Genomic DNA, 22,905 nt, shown 5'->3' on the forward strand with positions numbered 1-22,905 from the left:
CGACGAGTCAGCGTGAGCGCTGGCTCGTTGCAGGTCCGGCCGGGCGACGGCGACGGCCTCCGCCGGCTGCGTGCTGACGTCCGTCGCCACCGGCAGTGGCTGCCGTACCGGACCCGCGGCTGGAGCGTCCGCGCGGGTTACCGCCACGAGCATTTCCGCCACGTCCGGAACCGTTGTGCGGCTTGGCTTGTCGCTGCGGCTGCGGTGCAGCCTTGGGGGCTGGCTCGACATACGCCGCGCGCTCGCCGACCAGCCGAGCGACCTCGGGTGAGTCGGAGGTGACGCGAATCGGCGTCACTTTGATGTCGGCCTTGCGCAACAGAACTGCGGTGTCCTTACGCTGTTCCGGCAGCACGACGGTGACGACGTCACCTGCACTTCCGGCACGCGCGGTACGACCGGACCGGTGCAGGTACGCCTTGTGCTCGGCAGGCGGATCGACGTGCACGACGAGTGCGACATCGTCGACGTGCACTCCACGGGCGGCGACGTCGGTGGCGACGAGAACCCGTGCATCACCGGACGAGAACGCCAGCAGGTTACGGTCACGTGCCGACTGAGACAGGTTGCCGTGCAGATCGACCGACGGAATTCCGGCGTCCGTCAACTGCTTCGCAAGCTTGCGTGCCTGATGCTTGGTGCGCATGAACAGGATTCGACGACCCGTCCCCGACGCCAGGGTGTGGACGAGCTTCTTCTTCGCCTCGACGCCGTCGACCTCGAACACGTTGTGCGTCATGGCCGCAACCGGTGAGGTGGCTTCGTCCACCGAGTGGGTGACCTGATCGGTGAGGAATCGCTTGACGAGCTTGTCGACACCGTTGTCCAGCGTTGCGGAGAACAGCAGACGCTGGCCCTTCGCCGGTGTGGCAGAGAGGATTCGCGTCACACCCGGGAGGAACCCGAGGTCGGCCATGTGGTCGGCCTCGTCGAGGACCGTGATCTCGACGCTCTCGAGGCTGACGTAGCGCTGCTTCATCAGATCTTCGAGTCGACCGGGGCACGCGACGACGATGTCGACGCCTGCACTGAGTGCGGTCACCTGACGGTTCTGCGAGACACCACCGAAGATGGTGGTGACCTTCATCGAATAGGCAGCGGCGAGCGGTTCGATCGCGGCGGCGATCTGGGTGGCCAGCTCACGCGTCGGCGACAGGATCAGTCCGCGGGGACGACCTGCGCGGCGGCGTCCGTTCGCGCTGTCGGCGAGGCGGGCGACCATCGGGATGGAGAACGCCAAGGTCTTGCCGCTTCCGGTCTTACCGCGCCCGAGGACGTCGCGTCCTGCAAGCGTGTCGGGCAGGGTGTCTGCCTGGATGGGGAAGGGCTCGGTCTTGCCTTGAGCGGAAAGAACTTCGGCGAGTGCGGTCGGCACGCCGAACGAAGCAAACGTAGTCATGAAGGGTGATGCGCCTTTCGGGCAGGGTAATGCACCCATGGGCGGCAGCCCGAGAATGCATAGGGTGGCGAGACTGCCGGTGGGCAGTATCGATCGCCGTAAGAAAAGCCTGTGCAGGGTGCACATGGACAACGCGGCCGGAGCCGGGCGGAAGTAGAAGCATTCCACGACGTCTGACGAGCAGCTACGCGCGCCATCGTTCAGTGTAACGGGTGCGGTGGGGCTTTCCATTCCCGAGTGACGCATCAGGCACTCACGCGGCCCGAAGGTCGATGTGGATGTCGTGTTCGATGAACGACACGTAATGCTTGACCACCGGCATCGGCGGTGCCTCCGAGCTGTACTGGTGCCCGGTCGGGGTCTCGAAATCGTAGACGTGCACCACGCCGTACTTCGTGGGACGGGGTGCCGACGACCAGCCTTCGGCCTCCTTGGCGTGATTGCACGCCGCACACAGCCCTGCACCGTTGTCGGCGCTGGTCTCACCCCCGCGGGCGTGCGCTCTGATGTGGTCGTGATGTCGTATCGGCGCGTCGCACCACGGTGTTCGGCATGTTCGATCGCGGATGTCGATCAGCCTGGCCAACGCGGTGGGGAAGCGCCGCGACTTGGATTCCATCGCGGTGAGCGCTCCGGTCCCAGGAGCGGCGTACACCCTGCGTAACTCCACTGTGCTGTCGGCCTCGGACGCCTCGCGGACGAGATGTCGTGCGATAGGCGCCGGAATGTCGCCGTATCCGGCGAGGTGGGCGGGGTTGCCTCCGTTCGACAGCAGCGAGTCGTCGGAGATCACGAGGTTGACCGTCACCTGCGCGCCGGCCTTCGCCGACGCGGCGCCGGTGATGCGTTGGTAGGCGAGGTCGGCCATGATCTGGTCTCGCGTCCGAGTCTCTTCGCCGACGCCCACCATCGAATCGGCGTCGCGTTTCAGGGTCGCCCACATAGCCACTGCACGATCCATGGAAGTCAGCGTCGTGAACTGGCACATGAAATCGGGCTGTGGACGAGTACTGGTGCGCCGCTGCGAGAAGGCTTTCGCGCGCTTCTTCACGACCGATGCAGGATCGAGTTCCGCAGCCAGGGCACGAGCTTTGGCCTCGATTGCTTTGTCGCCGAGGCCTTTCAACGTGCCGACATCCTGACACAGTCGCTTGTCGATCTCCCGCCGATCCTCCACCGTCAGGCATGCGGTTTCGCGTGCGAGGAGAGTTACCCGCCACTCGTTGAGCTCGCCGGCCAGTAGACGCTGGTGAGTATGTGGCATCTCGTGAACCAATGACTGGGCGAGTCCTAGGAATCTGCCGCCCTTGTTCGGAGACTCACGGCGCGCCAGTCCGATCTGTGAAGCAATTCCTTTGTGCCACTGTGCCTTCGGGAGACCGGCTTCACGGCGTGTGGTCGCGATAGCTGTCGCCACAGCGTCGGTTGCGGTTGCTTGCACTGCTGCGCAGGCGCTCTTGACAGTCTCGAGCGCGGAGATCAGGTCGATACCTGCTGCCGCATCGGCCAGGTCGATCGCTTGCTGTATTCGGGATGCGAATGCCAGCACCTCTGCTGCTGTGAGTCGTGTATCGACAACCGCAACGGCATCGACTGTCCCCACGAGATCCCCCAATCTCTCGAACTCATGTTCGAATTTAGCAAAAGAGTGCCGTGTTGGCAATCGTTGTTGAAGTTGGGAAGACTTCACGACCACCCTGGCCAATTGGTGTGACGGGACGGTTCGATTAGCGTCAGATGGCAACCAGGTCTCATGTTGCGGTGAGTTTGTGGGTTGAAGGTGGCCTCGGTAGCGCAGCACTATCGCCGGAGGCAACCGCATCAGGGGTGGCAAGCCCGTCTCGTCGTATCGGGCGCGGTGGACCGAGAAGGCAAGCGACGAGAACGGGCGACCAATCCCCTTCGGTGCGGCTCGGCCCGGTGGTCGAGTCAGAGAAGTCAACCGACAACACCCGTTCTGCTCGAAGGAAGTAGCCCGGGAGTACTGCGACGATCTAAACGCTCACCGGCACAAAGTAGTTGCTGCGTCGCCCTCGGAACTGCGACTGGGAGATCAGGCAATTCGCCCAGCAGTACTTCGAGGAGTTGGCTGGGTCGTTGAAGCCGAGGTATGCCCGGGAGACCGAAGCCGTCTACAGGCGCTACATCGCAGACGCCTTCGCCACGCGGGCCGTCGCGTCGATTACTGCCGCCGACACTCGCCGATTCCGGGCCGACCTGGTAGGTCCGCGACCGAAGCGTAGCTACCGACCCCGGCGAGCCGGTGGAGATGGTTACGTTGGCGAGGACGGATAACTTCCCAGCTCACGCGTCAATCACGCGCCTTTCAGGCCTGGTGGGGTCGATTCGGTCCCGTGAACCGGGACTCACAGGAGCTCCAACTGCGGCTAGATGTGGTGCCCTCGGCAGGATTCGAACCTGCGACCTACCCTTTAGGAGAGGGTTGCTCTATCCCCTGAGCTACGAAGGCGCACGGTCAGGGTACCCGATGGAAACGACGTTCCCGGCGCCGAGGTCTCGCGACCCACCTGAACCGAAAAGAACCGCCCACACGAGTGTGGGCGGTTCCTCGGTGACAGTGTCCGCCAGTGCGCCTCTCGGCAGGAGGCCGCTCGAAGCGGCAATGTGTTGGTACCCGGGGCATGGATCGAACACCGTCAGCGTGTGTAACTGTATGCCGTCCGGGACTATTCCCGCGACTGTCTACGCGGCTCCCTGCGATGCCTCGAGACGTCGGGCGACCAGGGCTGCCTGCAGGTGCCTGATGCCCGACGGGCGTGTGGGGTCGAACCCCGTGAGCTGCGCGATTCTCTTGAGCCGGTAATCGACGGTGTTGGTGTGCAGGTGCAGTTGGCGCGCCGAACGCTGCCGGTTGAGGTCGTGTGAGATGTGGATCTCCAGCGTCTCGAGCAGCTCGGGTGATGCGTCGAGCGGTTCGAGAATCTGGCGCAGGTGCCGACGACCCGGCCCGGGTCGCGTGAGTTGGTACTCGAGCACCAGATCGTCCATGCGGTACAGGGCAGGCGGGCGATGCAACTGGTGCGCGAGTACGAGTAGTTCGTGGACCTGGTCGGCGGCGGTGGGGATGTCGGCGATTGCCGATTGTTCCGCGGTCGCGGTGACCGGCACCTCGGCTGCCGTGCTGATCCGGTGCACGAGCGCTTCGACCCATTCCTCGTCGTGCACACCGGGAATGAGGACGGTGCCACCTTCGGTGCTGAGCATGGACAGTGGCGTTCGGCCGCAGACGGTGGCCAGCTCCGCCTGCACGCGGCGCAACTTTCGACGGGCAGCGACGGTCTTCTGGATGGCCGGGTCGTTCTCGTCGGGATGCGGTGGCACGGACAACGCGAGGACGAGGTAACTGTCGGCCAGTTCGATTCCGCTCTGGCGTGCGAACGACACCGCGTTGTGGCCGCTGAGCAACGAGGACACCAGTGTGTGTGCCGCGGTGTGGTGCTCGCTCGCAACTGCCTGAAGCTCTTCCACGTAGCTCTTCGACGCCGCGATCGACACCTTCTCCGACAGCAGGACGAACACGCGTGCTGCTTCGATGAGGCTCTTCGCATCCCCGTCGCCAGCTCGTTTGGACACCAGGTTCCAGCCGATCTGAATGCCTTCGTGGTACACCGTCAGCACCGATTCGAGGGGGACACCCTCGCGTGCCCACTGGCTCGCCTTTGCTCGAAGTTCCGCCAGGTCGGCGTCGTTCGGAGCGCGGCGCTCGTCGAGCATCTGTACTGCGATACTGATGCACTTGACGGTGAATTCGGTGACGTCACCGTGCAGTTGCTCGCCCGGGAGAGACCCGCACGGAGTGTTGGCAGCGAAGTGGCCGACGAGCAGCCTCGCCACGGCACGGAAGTCGCGAAGCGGAGCAGATGCAGGCTCGCCCGCAACCATGATTCCGAGGCTCGTCGTGTTGTGAACGGTCACAGATCAGCCCTTCGTGTAGGAACTTCAGGTCTGGCGGAAACAAAGTTACCGGTGCGTATTATTGCTCACTCACGTGATTTCGTATTCAAACTTCGACGAAATTTCCCCTGTTTCGTACCTCGAGTTTGTTTCCGACCCCCTTAACGGACTCGATCATAGGTTGTTATCAACGCGTTATCCAGAGGTACGCCGAAACAACTTGTGAAGCCTCTCAACTGACGGTGAGGGGCCTTGCGACATTGCCTAAACAATCGAAATCCGGTTCCCAGCGTGGTGTTCCGGCGCCTACGTTCTGACGGTGCGGATCCGACGACGCCGAAGCACGGACCAGGGGGCGACGACCATCGATTCAGGGGGTAGAACGTGCGCGGACAGGTGAGTCAACTGACGCTGCTCCGAGAGTTGGAGCCGACGATCGAGATGAAGCTGAGCGAGTACATCGACACATCGACGATCTGGGTCTCGTCCGACTATGTCGAACCTGAATTGTTCTGGAGCGCACCACGTTCCAGGCTGACCGAGACCGCGAAAGCTGCGCTGGTGACGACGCTGCTCACGCACAACAATCATCAGTCGGTCTCCTCGCCCGCGGTCCACAGCGCATGGGTGTCGTGGACGTCGGCATGGTCCGACGAGAAATCGCGCCACGCGACGGCGATCGAGGACTATCTGGTCGCCACTCGCAGCGTCGATCCCATTGCGCTCGACCGCGCTCGATTCCAATGCATGACCGTGGGGATCGCGTCGGCGATGGAAGGCGATCACCTTCTCCGTTCGATAGCGCACGCAACCATCGACGTCATGGCGACGATGGTCAGTCACCGAAACGCGGCGATCGAGTGCGCCGACCCCGTCGCCAGTGCTCTGCTCGGCCGCATCGTGTCCGATCAGGAACGTCAGGTCGAGTTCCTGCGTAGCGTCGCCGCGGCCGCTTTCGAAATCGTGCCCGCACAGACGGCGGCAGTCGTCACCGAAGTCATCATGAACTTCCAGATGCCCGGGAGCGGTCTGCCCGGCTTCGAACGCAGTTCGATGCTGATCGAGCGACACGGAATCTACGACCTGAGGCGCCACATCGACGAAGTGGTACGGCCGGCGTTGGCGTACTGGCGTTTCTTCGAGCGCAGTGACCTCGAACTGGGCGCTCGAAGTGCGGAGATCCTGTCCGATTTCCTGGCCGACCTCGAGACGCAGGCAACGTCGTTCGAGGCCAGAAGACTTCGCGCATCCTAGCTGCGCGAACAACAGAACCCCGGGGGGTCCGTGGGTGAAGTGCCTCTCTCCGGCCGAAACTGGAGAGAGGCACCTTTCGCGTGTGTCGTCTATCCTGAGGCCGGACATCCGATCTCGACGGGGAGGCGGGCTCGTGACAGGCAAGAACACGATCGTGGTCGGAATCGACGGGTCCGAATCCGCCGACCGAGCCGTTGTCTGGGCCGCTCGGACTGCCGCGTCACGCGGGTGGACTCTGCGAATCGTCATCGCCGTCGACCCGCCGGCGCATCTCGTCGCGGACGAGGTCGCCGAATTCCGCGCAGTGGCGGGTTCTCGTTTGGTGGCCGCCGAGGTTCTGGCGCGTGAAAGCGTCGAGCGGCCCGAGTTCGACGTCGTCGTCGAGGCGATCGACGGCAAGGTCGTCGAGGTACTGATGGCCGAATCCAAGGCCCGCGAGGCGATCGTGCTCGGTGCCAGCGGGCTCGGCGAGTCGGACTCCGGCGTCCTCGGGTCGTCGGCCGTGGCGCTGTGCGCTCACGGGTATGCGCCCGTCGTCGTGGTTCGCGGCCGCAGTATCGACGGTAGGCCGCCCGCGTACGGTCCGGTCGTCGTCGGTGTCGACGGGTCCGCGCAGAATCAGAGCGCTGTCGGTGTCGCGTTCGACGAAGCAGCGCAACGTAATTCACCACTCGTCGCGGTGCACGTCTGGTCGGATGTGAATCTTGCGCAGATCTCGGGAGTCCCACGCGAGTGGGCGTCCATCGAGGCGTCGGAAGAGGCGTTGCTCGCGGAGAGCCTGGCCGGATGGCAGGACAAGTATCCCGACGTCGAGGTGCGACGCGTCGTCGCGCAGGATCGTCCGGTGCGTGTGTTGAGTCAGCTGTCCGAAGAAGCGTCGTTGATCGTCGTCGGTCACCGCGGTCGGGGCGGTTTCACCGGAATGCTGCTGGGGTCCACCAGTTACGCCTTGATCCACACTGCGGACTGCCCGGTCATGGTGGTCCGCGGACCGGGGAGCTAGACGGCGACGGTCAGCAGAAACGCGACGTCCTCGATCGCTTCGACGCTGTGCCGGGCGTCGGGAATCACGAGAAGATCGCCCGTCGAACCCTTCCAGGACTTCTCGCCGCTCACGAGCTCGAGTTTGCCGCTCAGCACGAACACGGTCGACTCACCGCTCAGGTCGTGCTCGGCCAACTTGTTGCCTGCGGCCAGTGCGACGACGGTCTGACGCAGGTGCCGCTGATGGCCGCCGTAGACGGTCTGCGAACTGCGGCCACTCGACGCGCCCACGGCGAGTTTGAGCTGTTGTCGGGCAAGGGCGGTGAGTGACTTCTTGTCCATGAGCCCAGTATGACCCAATCGGGCTTTCGTGCAGAGCGGAGTCGACGAAAGTCCGTGCAGATCAACTGGTTCGGTAAGCCTTGCCGTACTCCACGAACCTGTACCGAGTCGACTCGTGACGCGAGAACTGCCACTCGCCCGGCGATGCGACCCACTCGCTCGAGATATCCGGCGCGACTGTGTCTCCGGATATCGGAAGGTCGATCTCGGTCACCTGAAGTTCTGTCGCGAACGGCATTGCGGCTCGGTAGATCTCGCCACCGCCCATGATCCACACGGTGTCGCCGTCGACCGAGTCCAAGGCCTCTCGGACGCTGGACACCGCGTCGGCGCCATCGGCCTGCCAGTCCGGATTTCGCGTCACGACGATGTTCCGCCGGCCCGGCAGCGGCCTGAACCTGGGTGGCAGCGAGTCCCACGTCCTGCGGCCCATGACGACCGGGTGATCGAGCGTCGTCGATTTGAAATGAGCGGTGTCCTCGGGAACGCGCCACGGGATGGTGTTGCCGTCGCCGATGACACCGTCGACCGTCTGTGCCCAGATCAGTCCGATCTTCGTCACACTGCCACCGGCGCCTTGATGGTGGGGTGGTGCTGGTAGTCGACGATCTCGATGTCCTCGAACGTGTAATCGAAGATGGAATCTCGTTGTGCCAGTTTCAAAGTCGGATACTGGAACGGCTCGCGGGCCAGCTGTTCGGCGACCTGCTCGCGGTGATTGTCGTAGATGTGGCAGTCACCGCCCGTCCAGACGAAGTCACCGACGCCGAGGCCTGCTTGAGCCGCGACCATGTGAGTCAGCAAGGCGTAGCTGGCGATGTTGAACGGGACTCCGAGGAACAGGTCCGCGCTGCGCTGGTAGAGCTGGCAGGACAGCTTGCCGTCGGCGACGTAGAACTGGAAGAAGGCATGGCACGGCGGCAGGGCCATCTGCGGAATGTCGCCGACGTTCCACGACGAGACGATCATGCGTCGGGAGTCGGGGTTGGTTTTCAACGTCTCGAGAACCTGGGTGATCTGATCGATGTGCTCACCCGACGGGGTGGGCCACGACCGCCACTGCACTCCGTAGATCGGCCCAAGCTCTCCATCTTCGGCTGCCCACTCGTCCCAGATCCGGACGCCGTGTTCCTTGAGCCAACCGACGTTGGAATCGCCGCGCAGGAACCACAGGAGCTCGTACACGACAGATTTGAGGTGCACTCGCTTGGTCGTGATCAGAGGGAAACCCTCGGACAGATCGAAGCGCATCTGATGCCCGAAAATACTGGTGGTTCCCGTGCCGGTGCGATCCGACTTCGCGGTGCCGGTCTCGGACACGAGCCGCAGCAAATCCTCGTACGGGGTTGAAACCATGGTCGCCAGTCTATATCCCGTGCACAAGCGGTTCGGGACCGCATAATGGGGCCATGCCTGAGCTACCCGAGGTCGAAGCGCTCGCCGGGTTTCTACGCGAGCATGCTGTGCGATCCGTCGTCGGCCGCATCGACATCGCGGCGCTGAGTGTGTTGAAGACGTTCGACCCTCCGATCACCGTCCTGCAGGGGCGCGATGTGACCGATGCCGCGCGCTTCGGCAAACATTTGGCGTTGCAGGCGGGCGACCTGTGGCTCATCACGCATCTGTCCCGCGGCGGCTGGTTGCGGTGGACGGACAACCCCAGTGCCGCACCCCCGAAGCCCGGCAAGGGGCCTCTTGCGCTGCGGGTGCACTTCTTCACGCCGGAGGGGTCGACACCCGCCTTCGACCTCACCGAGGCGGGGACGAAGAAGAGGCTCGCCGTGTGGCTCGTGCACGATCCCCAGGAAGTCCCTGGTATCGCTCGACTCGGTCCCGACGCGCTGGCCGTCACCGAACCCGAGTTCGCGGAGATCCTCGGCAGCACGACGGCCAGGCTGAAGACCTCACTCGTCGACCAGTCGCTTCTCGCCGGCATCGGTAACGCCTACTCCGACGAGATACTGCACGTGGCGAAACTGTCGCCGTTCGCGTCGTCCAGCAAGCTGGACGCCGAATCCGTCTCGGTTCTGTATCGGGCCATGCGTGACGTGCTGGCCGACGCGGTGGCCCGGTCGGAGGGACAGGACGCCGCGAGGCTCAAGGGGGAGAAGCGGTCCGGGATGCGGGTACATGCCAGAACAGGCCTGCCGTGTCCCGTCTGCGGCGACCCGGTCCGCGAGGTCTCCTACGCGGAGCGTTCCTTTCAGTACTGTGCGACGTGCCAGACGGGCGGCAAGATTCTCGCCGACCGCCGCATGTCGCGTCTGCTCAAGTAGGGGACGGTTCCGTCTTCTGACTCGCGTACCCGCGGTAGCCCTCCCAGGCGCGACGACGGTCGCGTCGGGGATCTCGTTGCACGCGGGTGCGGCTGTCGAATATGACCGTCTCGCGGCTCTGCTCGTCGTACTTCGGCCATGACGGCAACGGCGCGCCTGTGCGTGCGAACTCGAGCCAGTGCGATTGCACCTGCTCGGTGACCTCGGCGAACGCCTTCCGTCCGCCAGGCAGCGTCATCGCCTTTCCGAAAGCGGTTGCACCGATGCCGAACACGGCGAACAGTTCGAAGCCGTGCGTCGCGTCGAGCCCGAGCAGTCGCATGATGCGCGGCGCGAAATCGAAGCGATAGCTGTACGTGGGTGCCCGACGCGAATGCGCTTCCGCGACTTCCAGCGACGGCTTCCAGAACGTGAAGTCGCCGCCGAGGTCGATTGCTGCATTCTCGCCCGGGTATCCTGGATACGCTTCGGTGACAACGGCTTTGGCGTCGGGGTCGGTCAGTGCGAACAGCTTGTCGATGCGTTCCGGGTTGGTGGGCAACGCGTCGAGCACCTTGGGGAACAACGTGCCTTCGCGGCCGTTGGTACCGATGATCAACGGAACGTCGTGTGCAGTGCCGTCGACGTATGCGTCGAGCGGATTCTGCGGTAGATAGTCCCCGTCGACGACGGGTCCGAACGGGTGCAGACCCGGGGTTCGTGTCGCGACAGTCAGGGCGAGTTTGGTTCCTGCACGGCCCAATTGGGTGACGTCTGCGGTGTCGAGTGCGTGTGCCGGGTCGTCGCCGCCGAGGAATTCAAGATACTCGGTTGCCCAGAGTGTCGCGTTCTCGTGCGTGCCGACGAGGCCCGGCGCCGAGCTCTCGGCGATCGCCTGTGCGAACAGGCCTTTCGCGGCGGGGGTGGCCAACAGCGTTGTGACGGCGTTTCCTCCCGCGGATTCGCCGAAGACCGTCACGTTGGCGGGGTCGCCGCCGAACTGGGAGATGTTGCGCTGGACCCATTCCAGGGCGGCCACTTGGTCGCGCAGCCCGAGGTTGGAGTCGAACTGCCTTGTCTCGGTGGAGAACTGGGTCAGGTCGAGATAACCGAGCGCACCGAGCCGGTAGTTGATCGACACGTAGACGATGCCGTCGCCGTCCTTCGTCGACCGACGAACCAGAGAGCCGCCGCCGTACAACGGTGTCGCCGACGTGCCGAGCGTGTAGGCGCCGCCGTGGATGAATACCATGACCGGCCGCGGCGTCGCGCTGGGTCGTCCTGGTGCCAGCACGTTGAGCGTCAGGCAGTCTTCGCTCGACGGCTGGTACTTGCCGATCGACAGCATCGTGCCGCGCTTGTGCTGGACCGAGGCATTGCCCCACTCGGTCGCGTCGCGCACGCCGTTCCACGACAGAGCAGGCTGCGGCGCGCGCAGGCGAAGGGGACCGACGGGAGGCGCTGCGTAGGGGATCCCTCGCCAGGTGACGAGATCGCCCACCGTCTTGCCCTCGACGACGCCGTCCGACGTGGCGATTCTGGTGTTGAAAGCCATGGCGACGAGTGTACGTAGTGGAGACTCGACGGCATGGTGTTCGAGTATCGCGCGGAAATTCTGCAGCTTCTGGTGTCGCCGGCGCACGCGTATTTCGGTCGGTCGAAAGATGGCCCGGCCGACGACGTGCGGACCGATCTCGTCGATCGAGTGGACGTCGTCGCGGGCAAGGGCATTCGCGGGGACCGCTTCTTCGGCGTGAAAGCGCACACCGAGGCGGCGGTGACGTTCCTGGCCGTCGAGGCATGGGAAGCCGTTGGCGACGTGCTGGCGACGGACATGCCGGACACGGCAGTGGCCAGGCGCAACGTCGTCGTACGAGGTCTGGAGCTCGACCCGTTGCGCGGTCTGGAATTCGAACTGGATTCCGGTGACGGTCCGGTCCGGTTCCGCGGAGGTCGCCCTGCTCACCCGTGTGCCTGGATGGACACGATGGTCGTGGACGGGGCGCGCAAGGCGCTGATCGGTCGAGGTGGCCTGCGAACGGAACCCCTGAACGACGGGATTCTGCGGGTCGGGAACGTGATCGTGCGCTCGCCGGTCGAGTTGGATGCGTCGAAAGCTGCCGATCAGGTCAAGCGAGCCCAGCCGGGTGCGGCTACGCCACCCGTGCGTGCGTAGTTGGGGCGGGGACCAACTTTGCACGCACGGGCGGAGCCGCACTGTTGCCCATGAAGTGAATCTATGCCCATAATGTGAGCGAAGGTGTGGCTCGTCACACTCGGGCGCGCGGGATGGCGCCTCTCACTACGTGGAAAGAACCCTGATGTCCGATATGTGGATCGTGATCCATACGGCGATAGCCGTCCTGGCGGTGGTCGTCTTCATCGTCCGGTTCCATTTCAACCCCGTCGTCTCACTGGTCCTCGGCGCCGGCTACCTCGGGTTGGCGACGAAACTCGGTGTGTCGACCACCGTCGACACCATCACCGGAGGTTTCGGCGAGATCATGGCCGAGGTAGGGCTCCTCATTGCATTCGGCGTGCTCATGGGCGCCGTACTGCAGGAGATGAAGGCTATTCAACGCCTCGTCGGAACCCTGCTGAAGACGTTCGGCCCCAAGCGGCTTCCGTACGCGCTGTCGCTGACCATTGCGACGGTGCTCCAGTCGATCTTCCTCGACGTTCTGCTGGTCATCTCGGCACCGCTCGCACGCAACCTGGCGCCGAAAATCGGCAAACTCGGTACCGCCCGCATGGCGACGGCGCTGGCAATCGGCCTCGAATGCGGCATCGTGTTCATGGTTCCCGGCGTCGCTGCCCTCGCACTTGCGGGCCTCCTCGGTGTGCCACTGGGCAAGATGATGATCTACGGGCTGATCCTGATCGTTCCCGTCGTCGTCATCTCCATTGCCATCATGACGTTCGCATTCCGGCGCGGCTGGTGGAACGAGGAGAAGGACGAGCAGGAATTCATCTCACTGGGTCATTCCGCAGGCTCCACTCCCGACGGCGCGGAACTGGAGGAAGACAAGGTCGAGGACGAGCCCACCGGATCCGGCGGGGTCGCGCAGGCAGTACGCGTCGAAAAAGAGACCCGCCTCGTCGTACTGCTGTCCCCGCTGCTCTTGTCCCTTCTTCTCATCGCGACCGGCGCAGTGCTCGAAGTAGCCGAAATCTCCATTCCGATAGTCGAATTCATCTCGAGCCCGGTCATCGCACTACTCATCGGTCTTGTCGGAACCTGCCTGATCGCGCGCTACACCGTCGGCCAGAAACGCGTCGAGAAGGCGTTGGGTCGCGGCTTCGCCGAGAGCGGTCAGATTCTCATCCTGACGGGCGTCGGCGGTTCGCTCGCCGCGATGATCAAGGCAGCGGGACTCGGCGAGATCCTGGGACAGTACTTCACCGCCAGCACTGCAGCGCCGTTGCTGATGGTGTGGGTCATCGCGGCTGCCCTGCACATCGCCGTCGGCTCGGTGACGATCTCGGCGATCACGTCGGCGGGCATCCTCGCGCCCGTCGCGCCGCTGATCGGCCTAGACCCGGTGTTCATCGCGCTGGCCGCAGGTGCAGGTTCGCTGTTCGCGGTACACGTCACCAGCAATACGTTCTGGCTGCTGCAGTCGTTGATGGGGCAGAGCACAAGGGGCACACTGAAGACATGCTCGGTCGGCGTCTCCGTCGCGTCCGTCGTCGCGATTCTGCTGATCCTGCCCATGAGTTGGGTTCTCTGAGAGGGTAATTGGACATGAATGCACTCCCACTGAGCGGGGTCCGAGTTCTGGAACTCGGAAACTACATCGCCGCACCGACCGCGGCCAGGATGCTGGCGGATTTCGGTGCCGAAGTCATCAAGGTCGAACGCCCCGGCACCGGCGACGAGCTGCGCAACTGGCGTCTGTACTCCGGAACGACCTCGATGCTGTATCGCACGATCAACCGGAACAAGAAGTCCATCGTGCTGGACCTGCGTACCGAGCAAGGCCGCCAGGACGTCATCGATCTCGCCGCGAAATGCGACATCGTGCTCGAGAACTTTCGACCCGGAACACTCGAGAAGTGGGGTCTGTCGCCCGAAACTCTCAGCGAGAAGAACCCCGATCTCATCATCACCCGCATCTCGGCATTCGGGCAGACCGGGCCGATGTCGGAGCGGCCGGGCTTCGCCGCCGTCGCCGAATCGTACGGTGGCTTCCGCAATCTGGTCGGTGATCCCGACCGTCCGCCTGTCCGTGTGGGTGTATCGATCGGCGATTCGATCGCCGGTCTGTACGCCGCATTCGGTTGTGTCATGGCACTTTTCCAACGCCAAGTAGCGAAAGGTGGACTGTCGCTGGAACAGCGGTCGATCGACGTCGCACTCAACGAATCGATTCTGTCGATGATGGAATCGTTGATCCCGGACTACCTTGCCTACGGCGTCGAACGTGAACGCACCGGCGGCCGGATGGAAGGGATCGCACCGTCCAACGCCTACATGTGCAACGACGGCCACTCGATCGTCGTCGCAGGCAACGGCGACGCCATCTTCCAGCGCTACATGGACACGATCGAGCGTCCGGACCTCGGTGCAGATCCCGAGCTGGCCACCAACGCCGGACGCTGGAAGCGCCGTGACGAACTCGACGCCGCGATCAGCGCGTGGACCGGAATGCGTTCTCGCGACGAGGCATTGAAGCAACTCGACGCCGCCGGGGTGCCGTCCGGCCCGATCTACACTGCAGCCGATGTCGTCGCCGACGAACAGTACAACGCGCGCAACATGATCCAGCACTTCGCCGTCGACACGGGAGGCGAACAGCCTGCCGACGTCGGATTCGTCGGGGTGGTTCCCGTCATCGGCGACCGTTCGATTCCGATTCGTTCCGTCGGGCCGGATCTGGGAGAACATACGACAGAAGTACTGCGAGACCTACTGGGCAGGGAGGACGCCTGATGTACGAGTTCGAACCTAAAGCGCAGTTGCGTGATGTGACGCTGCGCGACGGCTTGCAGCTCACCGGAAAACTGCTGTCCACCGAAAGAAAGCTCGAGGTGGCCAGAGGCCTTCTGGCGGCTGGTGTTCCGTCGCTCGAGATCGGTTCGATGGCGCGCGGAGATCTGGTACCGCCGATGGCGAACACCCTGGAGGTCATTGGCGAGTTGACCGCCGAGGAGCTCGAGAAGTGTTGGGTCTGGGTGGCCACACCCCGGCATATCGAGAAGGCTGCCGCCGCCGGCGCACGCAACTTCCAATATTGCTTCTCGGCGTCGGATTCGCACAACAAGGCGAACATCGGCCGGGAGACGGAAGTGAGTCTGGCCGCGATGCCGGAGGCCGTCGAGATCACGCGCAGTGTCGACGGGCAGATTCAGTTGTGCATCGCCACGTCGTTCACCTGCCCGTTCGAGGGGCAGGTACCGCAGGACCGTGTGCTGGACATCGCGCGCGACGAGCGTGCCCATGGGGCAACGGACATCGTCATCTGCGACACCCTCGGGCAAGCCGTCCCTGTGCAGGTGTCGTCGTTGATCACCCGCGTCGCACAGGAAACCCCGCAGCGCCGCATCGTCTTCCACGGCCACGACACCTGGGGTCTCGGCGTCGCGAACACGCTCGCAGCCATCACCGCAGGAGCCACGCTGGTCGACGGTTCACTCGGCGGCCTCGGAGGCTGCCCCTTCGCTCCCGGCGCCAGCGGCAACACATCGAGCGAAGATATCTTGTTCGCGACGCGGCCGGACTGGTTCCAGCCCGATACGCTTGCCACCATGGTCGACATATCCGAGAAACTCCTCGCCGAGCTGGGTGAGCCCATGCGCTCCAAAACCGTTCAGGGTGCGCGGTCGAACGCCGCGGCATTCGAGTGGGTCATATGAGCAAGATCCTCGTCACGACGCGTATCCCCGATCCCGGCATGGATATCCTCGCCGCGGCAGGGGAGGTGGAGCTGCTCGAACTCGATCACGACGGGCTCGCCGAACGATGTGCGTCCGGTGAGTACTCCGTCGTCGTCTCGCAACTGCGGGACAAGTTCGACGCCGAACTGCTCGCGTCGGCCAAGCTCGTCGGAATTTCCAATTACGCAGTGGGGTTCGACAATATCGACGTCGCCGCGGCTACGGCGAGCGGGATCACCGTCGGCAATACTCCTGGGGTGCTGACGGATTCGACGGCCGACATCGCTCTGCTGCTGATGCTGGCGACGGCGCGGCGGGCCATCGAGTCCGACAATCTCGTCCGCTCCGGTGGATTCACCGGATGGAAGCCGGAATTCATGCTCGGCACGGACGTGTCGGGCCGAGTGCTCGGGCTCGCGGGGTTCGGTCGGATCGCACGAGCGACGGCGCGTCGCGCATTGGGGTTCGGCATGACCGTCAAGTTCTGCCCGCGCCCTCCGTCGGACCGTGAGGTGAGCGACGAAGAGTTGGGTGAGTTCGCGGGACGCGTCGAACACGTGGCATGGGAAGAGCTTGTCGCGACGAGTGATTTTCTGTCGCTTCATGTTCCGCTGAGTGAAGCGACGCACCACCTCGTCGACGATCGCGTGTTGCACGCAATGAAGAATACGGCGATTCTGATCAACACCGCCCGTGGTCCCGTCGTCGACGAGGCAGCACTCGTGACGGCGTTGCGCGAAAGAGTCATCGCGGGAGCAGGATTGGACGTCTACGAAGCCGAGCCGGAATTGGCTCCTGGCTTGGCCGGTCTGCCGAACACCGTTCTGTTGCCGCATGTCGGCAGCGCAACGGTGGCCGTAAGGTCCGAGATGGCGAGGTTGTGTGCGGAGAACGCGGCGGCGATGGCCACCGGATCGCTGCCGCCGCATCCCGTCAATCCAGAGGCGTGGGGTCAGGCCGGGTAGCGGCCGCCCAGGGTACGGGTGATCTGCTCGGCATGCGATACGAGCAGATCCACCCATTCCTCGCACTGCGACAGAGGCATTCGTAGCGTGGGGCCGCTGATGGTCACGGCGCCGATGACATCCGTCGCCGAATCGAACACCGGCGCAGACAGTCCCGACGCACCGGTTTCACGCTCCCCGGTGGTGATCGCGTACCCGTCGGCGCGTGCCTTGTCGACGGCCGCGCGCAGTGTGTCGGCCTCGGTGATCGAGTCGGCAGTCACTTGCTCGAGCGTGCCGGACAGAATGCGTTCCGCCAGCGTGGCGTCGTACGCCAGCAGTACCCGGCTCGCGGACCCGACGTTCAACGGAATCACTTTGCCCACGTACATGTCTCGGCGCAGTGCGTGCGTCGTCTCGGCGACTGCGACGCACACCCGGTAATTCTGTTCCGGACGGAAGAAGCATGCGGTCTCTCCGGTGATGTCGCGCATCTCCTTGAGCACCGGGTTGACGATGGACAGAACATCGAGATCCTTCGTTGCCGTGGCTGCCCAATAGGCCATGCGGACACCGATACGAATCTGGTCGCCTGCTCGGTCGAGGAATCCCTGGGACACGAGGTTCGTGACGAGCCGCTGCACCGTCGACGTCGGAATACCTGTGCTCTGCTGGATCTCACCGAGCGTCATCGACGGACGGTCGAACGAGAACGCGTCGAGAATCTCGGTGATCTTGCCCAGCACCAACAATGGCTGCTGCTTCGATCCGGTTTCGGTGCTCACCTCGTCCAATCTAGCGTCTACGGCGGTCGATGAGGCGATGGACAGGAGATTCGAGCGCGAGGGCGAACATCGACCACAATCCGACGACGGTGAACGACAACGCGAACGCGATCAGCATCAGAACCGCTGTGATGGAACCGCCGAGAAGACTTCGCCCGGAATTGTAGGGGGCGATGTCGGGATTGAACTCGATGACCAGTTCCACGAGAAAGATCGCGACGACCGATACCGCAATGGTGCCGACGTACAGAGACGTCGCGCTCGGGTCGAATCCGTTCTTCTCCGCTATGAGTTTCGTTGGGAAGGGCAGGAACACGATGCTGAGCAGCCACACGAAGTTGGCCCACGCCAAGGGCATCGTATAGCCGGTCAGATCGCGGAAGATTCCGTGGTGCGTCAGCCAGAGTCGAAAGATCACGACGAAACTGAGCACGAACGCGAATATCTCGGCACTGTGCTCGCCGATGAGGTCCCATGTGGTGATGCCGTCGCTCGGGCCGGCGATGTCCACCAACGGCAGAATCAGCAATGTCGCGGCGATGGCCACCACGGCATCGCTGAAATTGACGAGCCGCTCGAACCCCCGCTGCGTGTCCATGCGGACAGTGTGAGCTATCGCCGTCCTAACCGCGACGTGATTCGAGTAGTCGCAGCCACACCTCGCTGACCGTCGGGTACGACGGGACAGCATGCCACAGGTCGTCGAGCGTCACCTTTCCGATCACGGCAACCGTTGCGGCATGGACCAACTCGGCGACACCGGGCCCGACGAACGTGGCTCCGACGATGATGTCCTTCGCGTGATCGACCACCAACTGGGCATGGCCCGAATAGTCGTCCTGCTGCAGCGACGAACCGGCAACGGCGATGTCGGCACTGAGGATCTCGACGTCGATTCCCGCGTCGCGGGCTTCCTTCTCGGTCTGCCCGACGGCCGCGACCTCGAGCGCGGTGAACACGACCTGCGGAATCTGCCCGTGATCGGCCGTCGCCGAGAATTTCTTGCCGTCGAGTGGCGTCCCGTCGGCGCGTGCTGCGATGACGTCGCCTGCAACGCGAGCCTGATATTTGCCCATGTGGGTGAGCAGCGCGCGGCCGTTGACGTCGCCCACCGCATACAGCCACGGCAGGCCGGGAACGCCGAGATGATCGTCGGTCTCGACGGACGCGCCGTCTTCCAGCCCGATCGTCGACAATCCGAGGTCGCCACTGGTGGGCTTCCTGCCTGCAGCGACGACGATCTCGTCGACGGTGATGGTGTCTCCTCCGACCGTCAGCTGCGCCGGCCCGCCATGAATTTTCCCGACGCCGGTGTCCTGTGCGTCCGGCCGGGACACGCTCTGCAGATCGGCGTCGAACAGGATTTTTGCGCCGCGCTCACGCAGTGCATCCGCGACGAGCTCGCTCGCGAACGGCTCGCCTTTCGCCAGCAACGACGACCCGCGCACGATCATCGTCACCTCGGCGCCGAACGACAGCAACCACGTCGCACTCTCACAGGCGACGACGCCTCCACCGATGACGGCGACGCGGCCTGGTACCTCGTGCATGTTGGTGGCGTCGCGCGAGATCCACGGCAGTGCGTCGCGCAGGCCAGGTGTGTTCGGGACCGACGCGGTGGTTCCGGTCGCGAGGACGACCGCATGTCGCGCGGTCAGTGTTCGGCCGTCGACATCGACCGTCTTCTCGCCGGAGATGCGGCCATGACCACGCACGACCGAGATCCCGGCCGACTCGGCCCACTCGACCTGCGATGAATCGTCGAGAGAATGAGTGAACGATTCCCGACGCGCAAGCACGGCCTCGACATCGAGCGAGGCGTCGCCGACCAGTTCTTTGACGCCCGGCATGTTGCGCGCAGTGTCGAGCACCTCGCCGGGCCGCAGCAATGCCTTGCTGGGCATGCATGCCCAGTACGAGCACTCGCCGCCGACGAGCTGGTGTTCGACGATGACGGCTGTGCGGTCGCTTCCCGCGATCGCATAACTTGCGGCGTTCTCACCGACCGGTCCACCGCCGATGACGATGACATCGAATTCGTCCGTGCTGTTCAAGGTCATTTCTCCAGAGTGGCATAGGCTCGTCGGCCATGGGGCAGAGGAGACAGAAGATTCTGATCACCGGGGCGAGTTCGGGCCTGGGGGAGGAGATGGCACGACGCTTCGCCGCGATGGGACGCGACGTGGCGCTGTGTGCCCGTCGGGTGGATCGTCTCGAGACCGTGCGCGATGAGTTGCTCGCGCAGAACCCGGGCATCCGCGTCGCCGTGCGTGCGTTGGACGTCACCGATCACGATGCCGTCGTGACCGTCTTCGGCGAGCTGCGCGACGAGTTGGGTGGTCTCGATCGCGTCGTCGTCAACGCAGGACTCGGCAAAGGCGCCAAGATCGGCAGCGGGCGGGCCGACGCCAATCTTGCTACTGCCCGAACCAATTTCGTCGGAGCGCTGTCGCAGACCGAAGCTGCGCTCGAGATATTCCGGGCGCAGAAGCACGGCCACCTGGTGCTGGTGTCGTCCATCAGCGCCGACCGCGGACTCCCCGGCCCCAAAGCCGTCTACTCCGCGAGCAAGGCCGGCGTCGCAGCACTCGGTGAGGCGCTGGCTACCGAACTGGCTCGCACCGACATCGCCGTCACGACGCTCTTGCCCGGTTTCATCGCCACCGACATGTCCGCGAAAGCGGGCGACGCGTCGTCGATGACCGCCACGCTCGACGAGGGCGTCACCGCCATGGTCGACGCCATCGAGAAGGAAACGCGTCGGGCGGCGCTTCCGGGTCTGAAGTGGCGGAGCATCGACGTGGCCCTGCGCTTCCTGCCCAACGCGCTGACCGACCGACTCGTGTGACTTACTGCAGGTAGTGCTCGACCTGTTCGACGCTGCTCGCGTGCGCGTCGTCGGGATTCTGCCCCGCGTCCAGGCGTGCGCGTCGCTGGCGCAGCAGGTCCCAGCACTGGTCGAGCGCACGCTCGAGGGATGCCAGTTCGGCTTTTTCGTCACCGGGGTCGACGTCGCCGGCCTCGATCTGCGACCGCAGCTTGTGCTCGGTGGCGACCAGTTGCTCGATTTTGCTGTGGATGTCGTGCTCGCTCATGCGTTCACGGTAGTCCTATCTCCACGATCGGGCATCGAGTTGTCTGCGCGTCAGTACTGCGCCGGCAGCACGGCTCAGTCGGTCGGACGTGGCGGAGAGCGCTGCGTCGGTGCCGACGAGGGACAGCGTGCACCCCTGGCCAATCGTCGCGAGGTAAGCCGACAACGGCGTGGCAGTGGTTGCCGGATGTGCACCGGGATGGATCGCTCTCGTCGCGATCGACACGACTCGGTGTGGCCCGATGGACGTCACCGCGTCGGGAAGACGACCGATGTTCGAGCACAGGACATCTGCGCGTGCTGCCGACGCCGTCAACGATGCGGCGAGGTGGTCGGGCAACAGCTGGACAGTCTCCGCCGGAAATCCGGCTGGTGCTCCAGCCGGGTCCGCAAAGGCTCGCTTGCAGGCTGCCTTGATGTCGGTGACGGTGTCTCCTGGCGCGACGTCGATGGTGGCCATGCCGATCCTGTTGGCGCCCGGAGTATTCGAACGGAACGGTACGTTGACCGAAGCAGGGGGCGTCAGTCCGAGCTCGACTGCGATGTCACCGACGACCGTGATGAATTCGGCGTTGCTCACCGTCCGACCGATGTCGAATACCGCTGTGGTGATGGCGGTATCGCGTCCAGCGGCTGGTTTCGAGGCTTTCAGATGCGATGCCAGCTGTCGTCGTGATTCGGCGTCGGCGATCAGGTTTGTGATGGCGCGCACGGAGCCGACTGTGACCGTTGTTCCGAGTTTCACGGCGTCGGCCAGATCCGACGTTCGACGTGGATGTTGTTGTGGCGCTGTGCCCGAGAAGGCATGTGCTGCAGCGTCGATCAGGCCTGCGGCGTCGGCGAGTGCGTGGGAGCACACGAGCGACACGACGGTTCCACCGCCTCGCGTCGTCGTCGCGGACAGTCGCCACCCGGGTCCGAACTCGGGATCGAGGTCGATATCGCCCTGCATATCCGCCCAGTCGAGGACGCCGGATTCCGGGATCCGGCCGTCGTCGACAGTCAGGGGGAGTGTGTCGGTCGAGGGAATCCATCGTTTTCGCGCACCGGGAATCGACGGCGTTTTCACCCGACGGCCGAGCCGCCCCATGGCCAGATTGGCATGCACGGCAGCAAGTTCCACGCGTGGTACGGAGTCGTCGCTCCGAAGAATGCCCTGCAGGACGATCGGAATACCGTAGCCGCGATGCGTGCGCAGGAAGATCTCGTCGATGACGGACAGGCGATCCGAGCTCACGGTGTCGGTGCACCGTGCCTACCGGCGCCCGCGGCGAAGGCCTGTGCACCGTCCAATGCGTCGGCCGCCATCGAGAGTGCGCCGTGCCGAAATTCGCCCACGATGGCCGCGTCTTCGTCCAGTCCGTTCTGCTCGAGCACCGAAAGTCTGTCCTGGCGCATGCATGTCTGCGGGAAGGCCGCCAGGGTGCTCGCGAGAGATTCGGCCTCCCGACGCGCGTGCCCGACGGGGACCACGCGGTTGGCCAACCCGATCGCCAGTGCTTCGTCGGCGTCGACGGCTCGGCCTGTGAGAATCAGGTCCATTGCTCGGGATTGGCCGATCAAGCGAGGGAGTCGGACGGTGCCGCCGTCGATCAGGGGTACGCCCCATCGGCGGCAGAAGACTCCCAGCGTGGCGTCGGCCTCGACGACCCGCAGATCGCACCACAGTGCCAGTTCGAGTCCACCCGCCACCGCGTATCCGGACACCGCAGCGATGACCGGTTTGGACAGGTGCATGCGCGTCGGGCCCATCGGGCCGTCGCCGTGTTCGGTTGCGTGATTGGACCGTTCGGTGCCGAGTGCCTTCAAGTCGGCCCCGGAACAGAATGTTCCGCCCTCTCCCCAGAGGACCGCGACGGCCGCGTCGTCGTCGGCGTCGAATTCCTCGAAGGCGGCGACGAGTTCCGCGGCAGTCGGGCCGTCGACAGCGTTCCTGGATTCGGGACGCGAGAGCACGACGGTGGTGACGGGGCCCGAACGTTCGATCCTCACTGCCATGGTGTCGACGGTACTCACGAGGCCTTGCTCGAAGCAATGAATCAATGCTTCAATCCTT

At 64.3% G+C, this 22,905-nt stretch carries 23 protein-coding genes and 1 tRNA gene; 10 read left to right on the forward strand and 14 right to left on the reverse strand.

What is annotated here, in order from left to right:
• Positions 1-7: 7 nt before the first annotated feature.
• Positions 8-1,399: a DEAD/DEAH box helicase gene (locus tag CHB96_RS04600; RefSeq protein ID WP_245865230.1), complete on the reverse strand. Its 1,392-nt coding sequence runs from the start codon at positions 1,397-1,399 to the stop codon at positions 8-10.
• 253 nt (positions 1,400-1,652) lie between these two features.
• Positions 1,653-3,002, reverse strand: a complete 1,350-nt coding sequence (locus CHB96_RS04605) for an HNH endonuclease (RefSeq protein WP_089243501.1) — start codon at positions 3,000-3,002, stop codon at positions 1,653-1,655.
• Between the two features lie 416 nt (positions 3,003-3,418).
• Here CHB96_RS04605 and CHB96_RS30365 point away from each other — a divergent pair, with 416 nt between their 5' ends.
• Positions 3,419-3,694 (forward strand): tyrosine-type recombinase/integrase, encoded by a 276-nt coding sequence (locus CHB96_RS30365; protein WP_089243503.1) that lies wholly within the window; start codon positions 3,419-3,421, stop codon positions 3,692-3,694.
• A 99-nt stretch (positions 3,695-3,793) separates the two neighbouring features.
• On the opposite strand, the gene CHB96_RS04615 is transcribed toward CHB96_RS30365, so the two are convergent.
• Both CHB96_RS04615 and CHB96_RS04620 read right to left on the reverse strand, forming a co-directional pair.
• Positions 3,794-3,869 (reverse strand) — tRNA-Arg (locus tag CHB96_RS04615).
• Between the two features lie 233 nt (positions 3,870-4,102).
• Entirely contained in the window at positions 4,103-5,335 is a 1,233-nt protein-coding gene (locus CHB96_RS04620; RefSeq protein WP_089243505.1) for a PucR family transcriptional regulator, read from the reverse strand.
• Positions 5,336-5,698: 363 nt separating this feature from the next.
• Between CHB96_RS04620 and CHB96_RS04625 the strand changes: the two genes are divergently transcribed.
• Entirely contained in the window at positions 5,699-6,568 is an 870-nt protein-coding gene (locus CHB96_RS04625; RefSeq protein WP_245865231.1) for an acyl-ACP desaturase, read from the forward strand.
• 133 nt (positions 6,569-6,701) lie between these two features.
• Entirely contained in the window at positions 6,702-7,571 is an 870-nt protein-coding gene (locus tag CHB96_RS04630) for a universal stress protein (RefSeq protein ID WP_089243507.1), read from the forward strand.
• Here the strand turns inward: CHB96_RS04630 and CHB96_RS04635 are convergent.
• The 3 genes from CHB96_RS04635 to CHB96_RS04645 all read right to left on the reverse strand — a co-directional run bounded on the left by CHB96_RS04635 (position 7,568) and on the right by CHB96_RS04645 (position 9,250).
• Positions 7,568-7,894 (reverse strand): cupin domain-containing protein, encoded by a 327-nt coding sequence (locus CHB96_RS04635; RefSeq protein WP_089243509.1) that lies wholly within the window; start codon positions 7,892-7,894, stop codon positions 7,568-7,570. The genes CHB96_RS04630 and CHB96_RS04635 overlap by 4 nt on opposite strands.
• Positions 7,895-7,955: 61 nt before the next feature.
• Positions 7,956-8,456: a dihydrofolate reductase gene (locus tag CHB96_RS04640; RefSeq protein WP_217899920.1), complete on the reverse strand. Its 501-nt coding sequence runs from the start codon at positions 8,454-8,456 to the stop codon at positions 7,956-7,958.
• Positions 8,453-9,250 (reverse strand): thymidylate synthase, encoded by a 798-nt coding sequence (locus CHB96_RS04645; RefSeq protein ID WP_089243511.1) that lies wholly within the window; start codon positions 9,248-9,250, stop codon positions 8,453-8,455. The genes CHB96_RS04640 and CHB96_RS04645 overlap by 4 nt, the downstream gene beginning before the upstream one ends.
• A gap of 53 nt (positions 9,251-9,303) precedes the next feature.
• Between CHB96_RS04645 and CHB96_RS04650 the strand changes: the two genes are divergently transcribed.
• Positions 9,304-10,170: an Fpg/Nei family DNA glycosylase gene (locus CHB96_RS04650; RefSeq protein ID WP_089243513.1), complete on the forward strand. Its 867-nt coding sequence runs from the start codon at positions 9,304-9,306 to the stop codon at positions 10,168-10,170.
• Here CHB96_RS04650 and CHB96_RS04655 read toward each other — a convergent pair.
• Positions 10,163-11,704: a carboxylesterase/lipase family protein gene (locus tag CHB96_RS04655; RefSeq protein ID WP_089243515.1), complete on the reverse strand. Its 1,542-nt coding sequence runs from the start codon at positions 11,702-11,704 to the stop codon at positions 10,163-10,165. The two genes, CHB96_RS04650 and CHB96_RS04655, sit on opposite strands and share 8 nt — an antisense overlap.
• Before the next feature lie 33 nt (positions 11,705-11,737).
• On the opposite strand from CHB96_RS04655, the gene CHB96_RS04660 reads away from it, so the two are divergent.
• From CHB96_RS04660 to CHB96_RS04680, 5 genes are all read left to right on the forward strand, one after another.
• A complete protein-coding gene (locus tag CHB96_RS04660) occupies positions 11,738-12,325 on the forward strand; it encodes a molybdenum cofactor biosysynthesis protein (RefSeq protein ID WP_089243517.1) in 588 nt (195 codons plus the stop codon).
• 145 nt (positions 12,326-12,470) lie between these two features.
• On the forward strand, positions 12,471-13,880 hold the full coding sequence (locus CHB96_RS04665; protein WP_089243519.1) for a GntP family permease: 1,410 nt from the start codon (positions 12,471-12,473) through the stop codon (positions 13,878-13,880).
• A gap of 14 nt (positions 13,881-13,894) precedes the next feature.
• Positions 13,895-15,082 (forward strand): CaiB/BaiF CoA transferase family protein, encoded by a 1,188-nt coding sequence (locus tag CHB96_RS04670; protein WP_089243521.1) that lies wholly within the window; start codon positions 13,895-13,897, stop codon positions 15,080-15,082.
• The gene (locus tag CHB96_RS04675) at positions 15,082-16,005 is read left to right on the forward strand and encodes a hydroxymethylglutaryl-CoA lyase-like TIM-barrel protein (protein WP_089243523.1); all 924 of its coding nucleotides are present in this window, start codon (positions 15,082-15,084) and stop codon (positions 16,003-16,005) included. Before CHB96_RS04670 ends, CHB96_RS04675 begins: the two co-directional genes overlap by 1 nt.
• Entirely contained in the window at positions 16,002-16,991 is a 990-nt protein-coding gene (locus CHB96_RS04680; protein WP_089243525.1) for a 2-hydroxyacid dehydrogenase, read from the forward strand. Before CHB96_RS04675 ends, CHB96_RS04680 begins: the two co-directional genes overlap by 4 nt.
• Here the strand turns inward: CHB96_RS04680 and CHB96_RS04685 are convergent.
• Genes CHB96_RS04685 through CHB96_RS04695 form a run of 3 tightly spaced genes read right to left on the reverse strand, consistent with a single transcriptional unit; the run spans position 16,979 to position 19,815 of the window.
• On the reverse strand, positions 16,979-17,755 hold the full coding sequence (locus tag CHB96_RS04685) for an IclR family transcriptional regulator (RefSeq protein WP_089243901.1): 777 nt from the start codon (positions 17,753-17,755) through the stop codon (positions 16,979-16,981). The genes CHB96_RS04680 and CHB96_RS04685 overlap by 13 nt on opposite strands.
• Positions 17,756-17,765: 10 nt before the next feature.
• Positions 17,766-18,353 (reverse strand): TMEM175 family protein, encoded by a 588-nt coding sequence (locus CHB96_RS04690; protein WP_176444129.1) that lies wholly within the window; start codon positions 18,351-18,353, stop codon positions 17,766-17,768.
• 25 nt (positions 18,354-18,378) lie between these two features.
• On the reverse strand, positions 18,379-19,815 hold the full coding sequence (locus tag CHB96_RS04695; protein WP_089243528.1) for a dihydrolipoyl dehydrogenase family protein: 1,437 nt from the start codon (positions 19,813-19,815) through the stop codon (positions 18,379-18,381).
• 29 nt (positions 19,816-19,844) lie between these two features.
• On the opposite strand from CHB96_RS04695, the gene CHB96_RS04700 reads away from it, so the two are divergent.
• The gene (locus CHB96_RS04700; RefSeq protein WP_089243530.1) at positions 19,845-20,603 is read left to right on the forward strand and encodes an SDR family oxidoreductase; all 759 of its coding nucleotides are present in this window, start codon (positions 19,845-19,847) and stop codon (positions 20,601-20,603) included.
• Position 20,604: 1 nt separating this feature from the next.
• On the opposite strand, the gene CHB96_RS04705 is transcribed toward CHB96_RS04700, so the two are convergent.
• Genes CHB96_RS04705 through CHB96_RS04715 form a run of 3 tightly spaced genes read right to left on the reverse strand, consistent with a single transcriptional unit; the run spans position 20,605 to position 22,847 of the window.
• Positions 20,605-20,850 (reverse strand): DUF2630 family protein, encoded by a 246-nt coding sequence (locus CHB96_RS04705; RefSeq protein ID WP_089243532.1) that lies wholly within the window; start codon positions 20,848-20,850, stop codon positions 20,605-20,607.
• A gap of 15 nt (positions 20,851-20,865) precedes the next feature.
• Entirely contained in the window at positions 20,866-22,086 is a 1,221-nt protein-coding gene (locus CHB96_RS04710) for a hypothetical protein (RefSeq protein WP_089243534.1), read from the reverse strand.
• Positions 22,083-22,847 carry a crotonase/enoyl-CoA hydratase family protein gene (locus CHB96_RS04715; protein ID WP_176444130.1) on the reverse strand — a complete coding sequence of 255 codons (765 nt, stop codon included), beginning with the start codon at positions 22,845-22,847 and terminating at the stop codon, positions 22,083-22,085. The genes CHB96_RS04710 and CHB96_RS04715 overlap by 4 nt, the downstream gene beginning before the upstream one ends.
• Positions 22,848-22,905: the final 58 nt, after the last annotated feature.

This window comes from Rhodococcoides kyotonense (assembly GCF_900188125.1).
Classification (GTDB): domain Bacteria; phylum Actinomycetota; class Actinomycetes; order Mycobacteriales; family Mycobacteriaceae; genus Rhodococcoides; species Rhodococcoides kyotonense.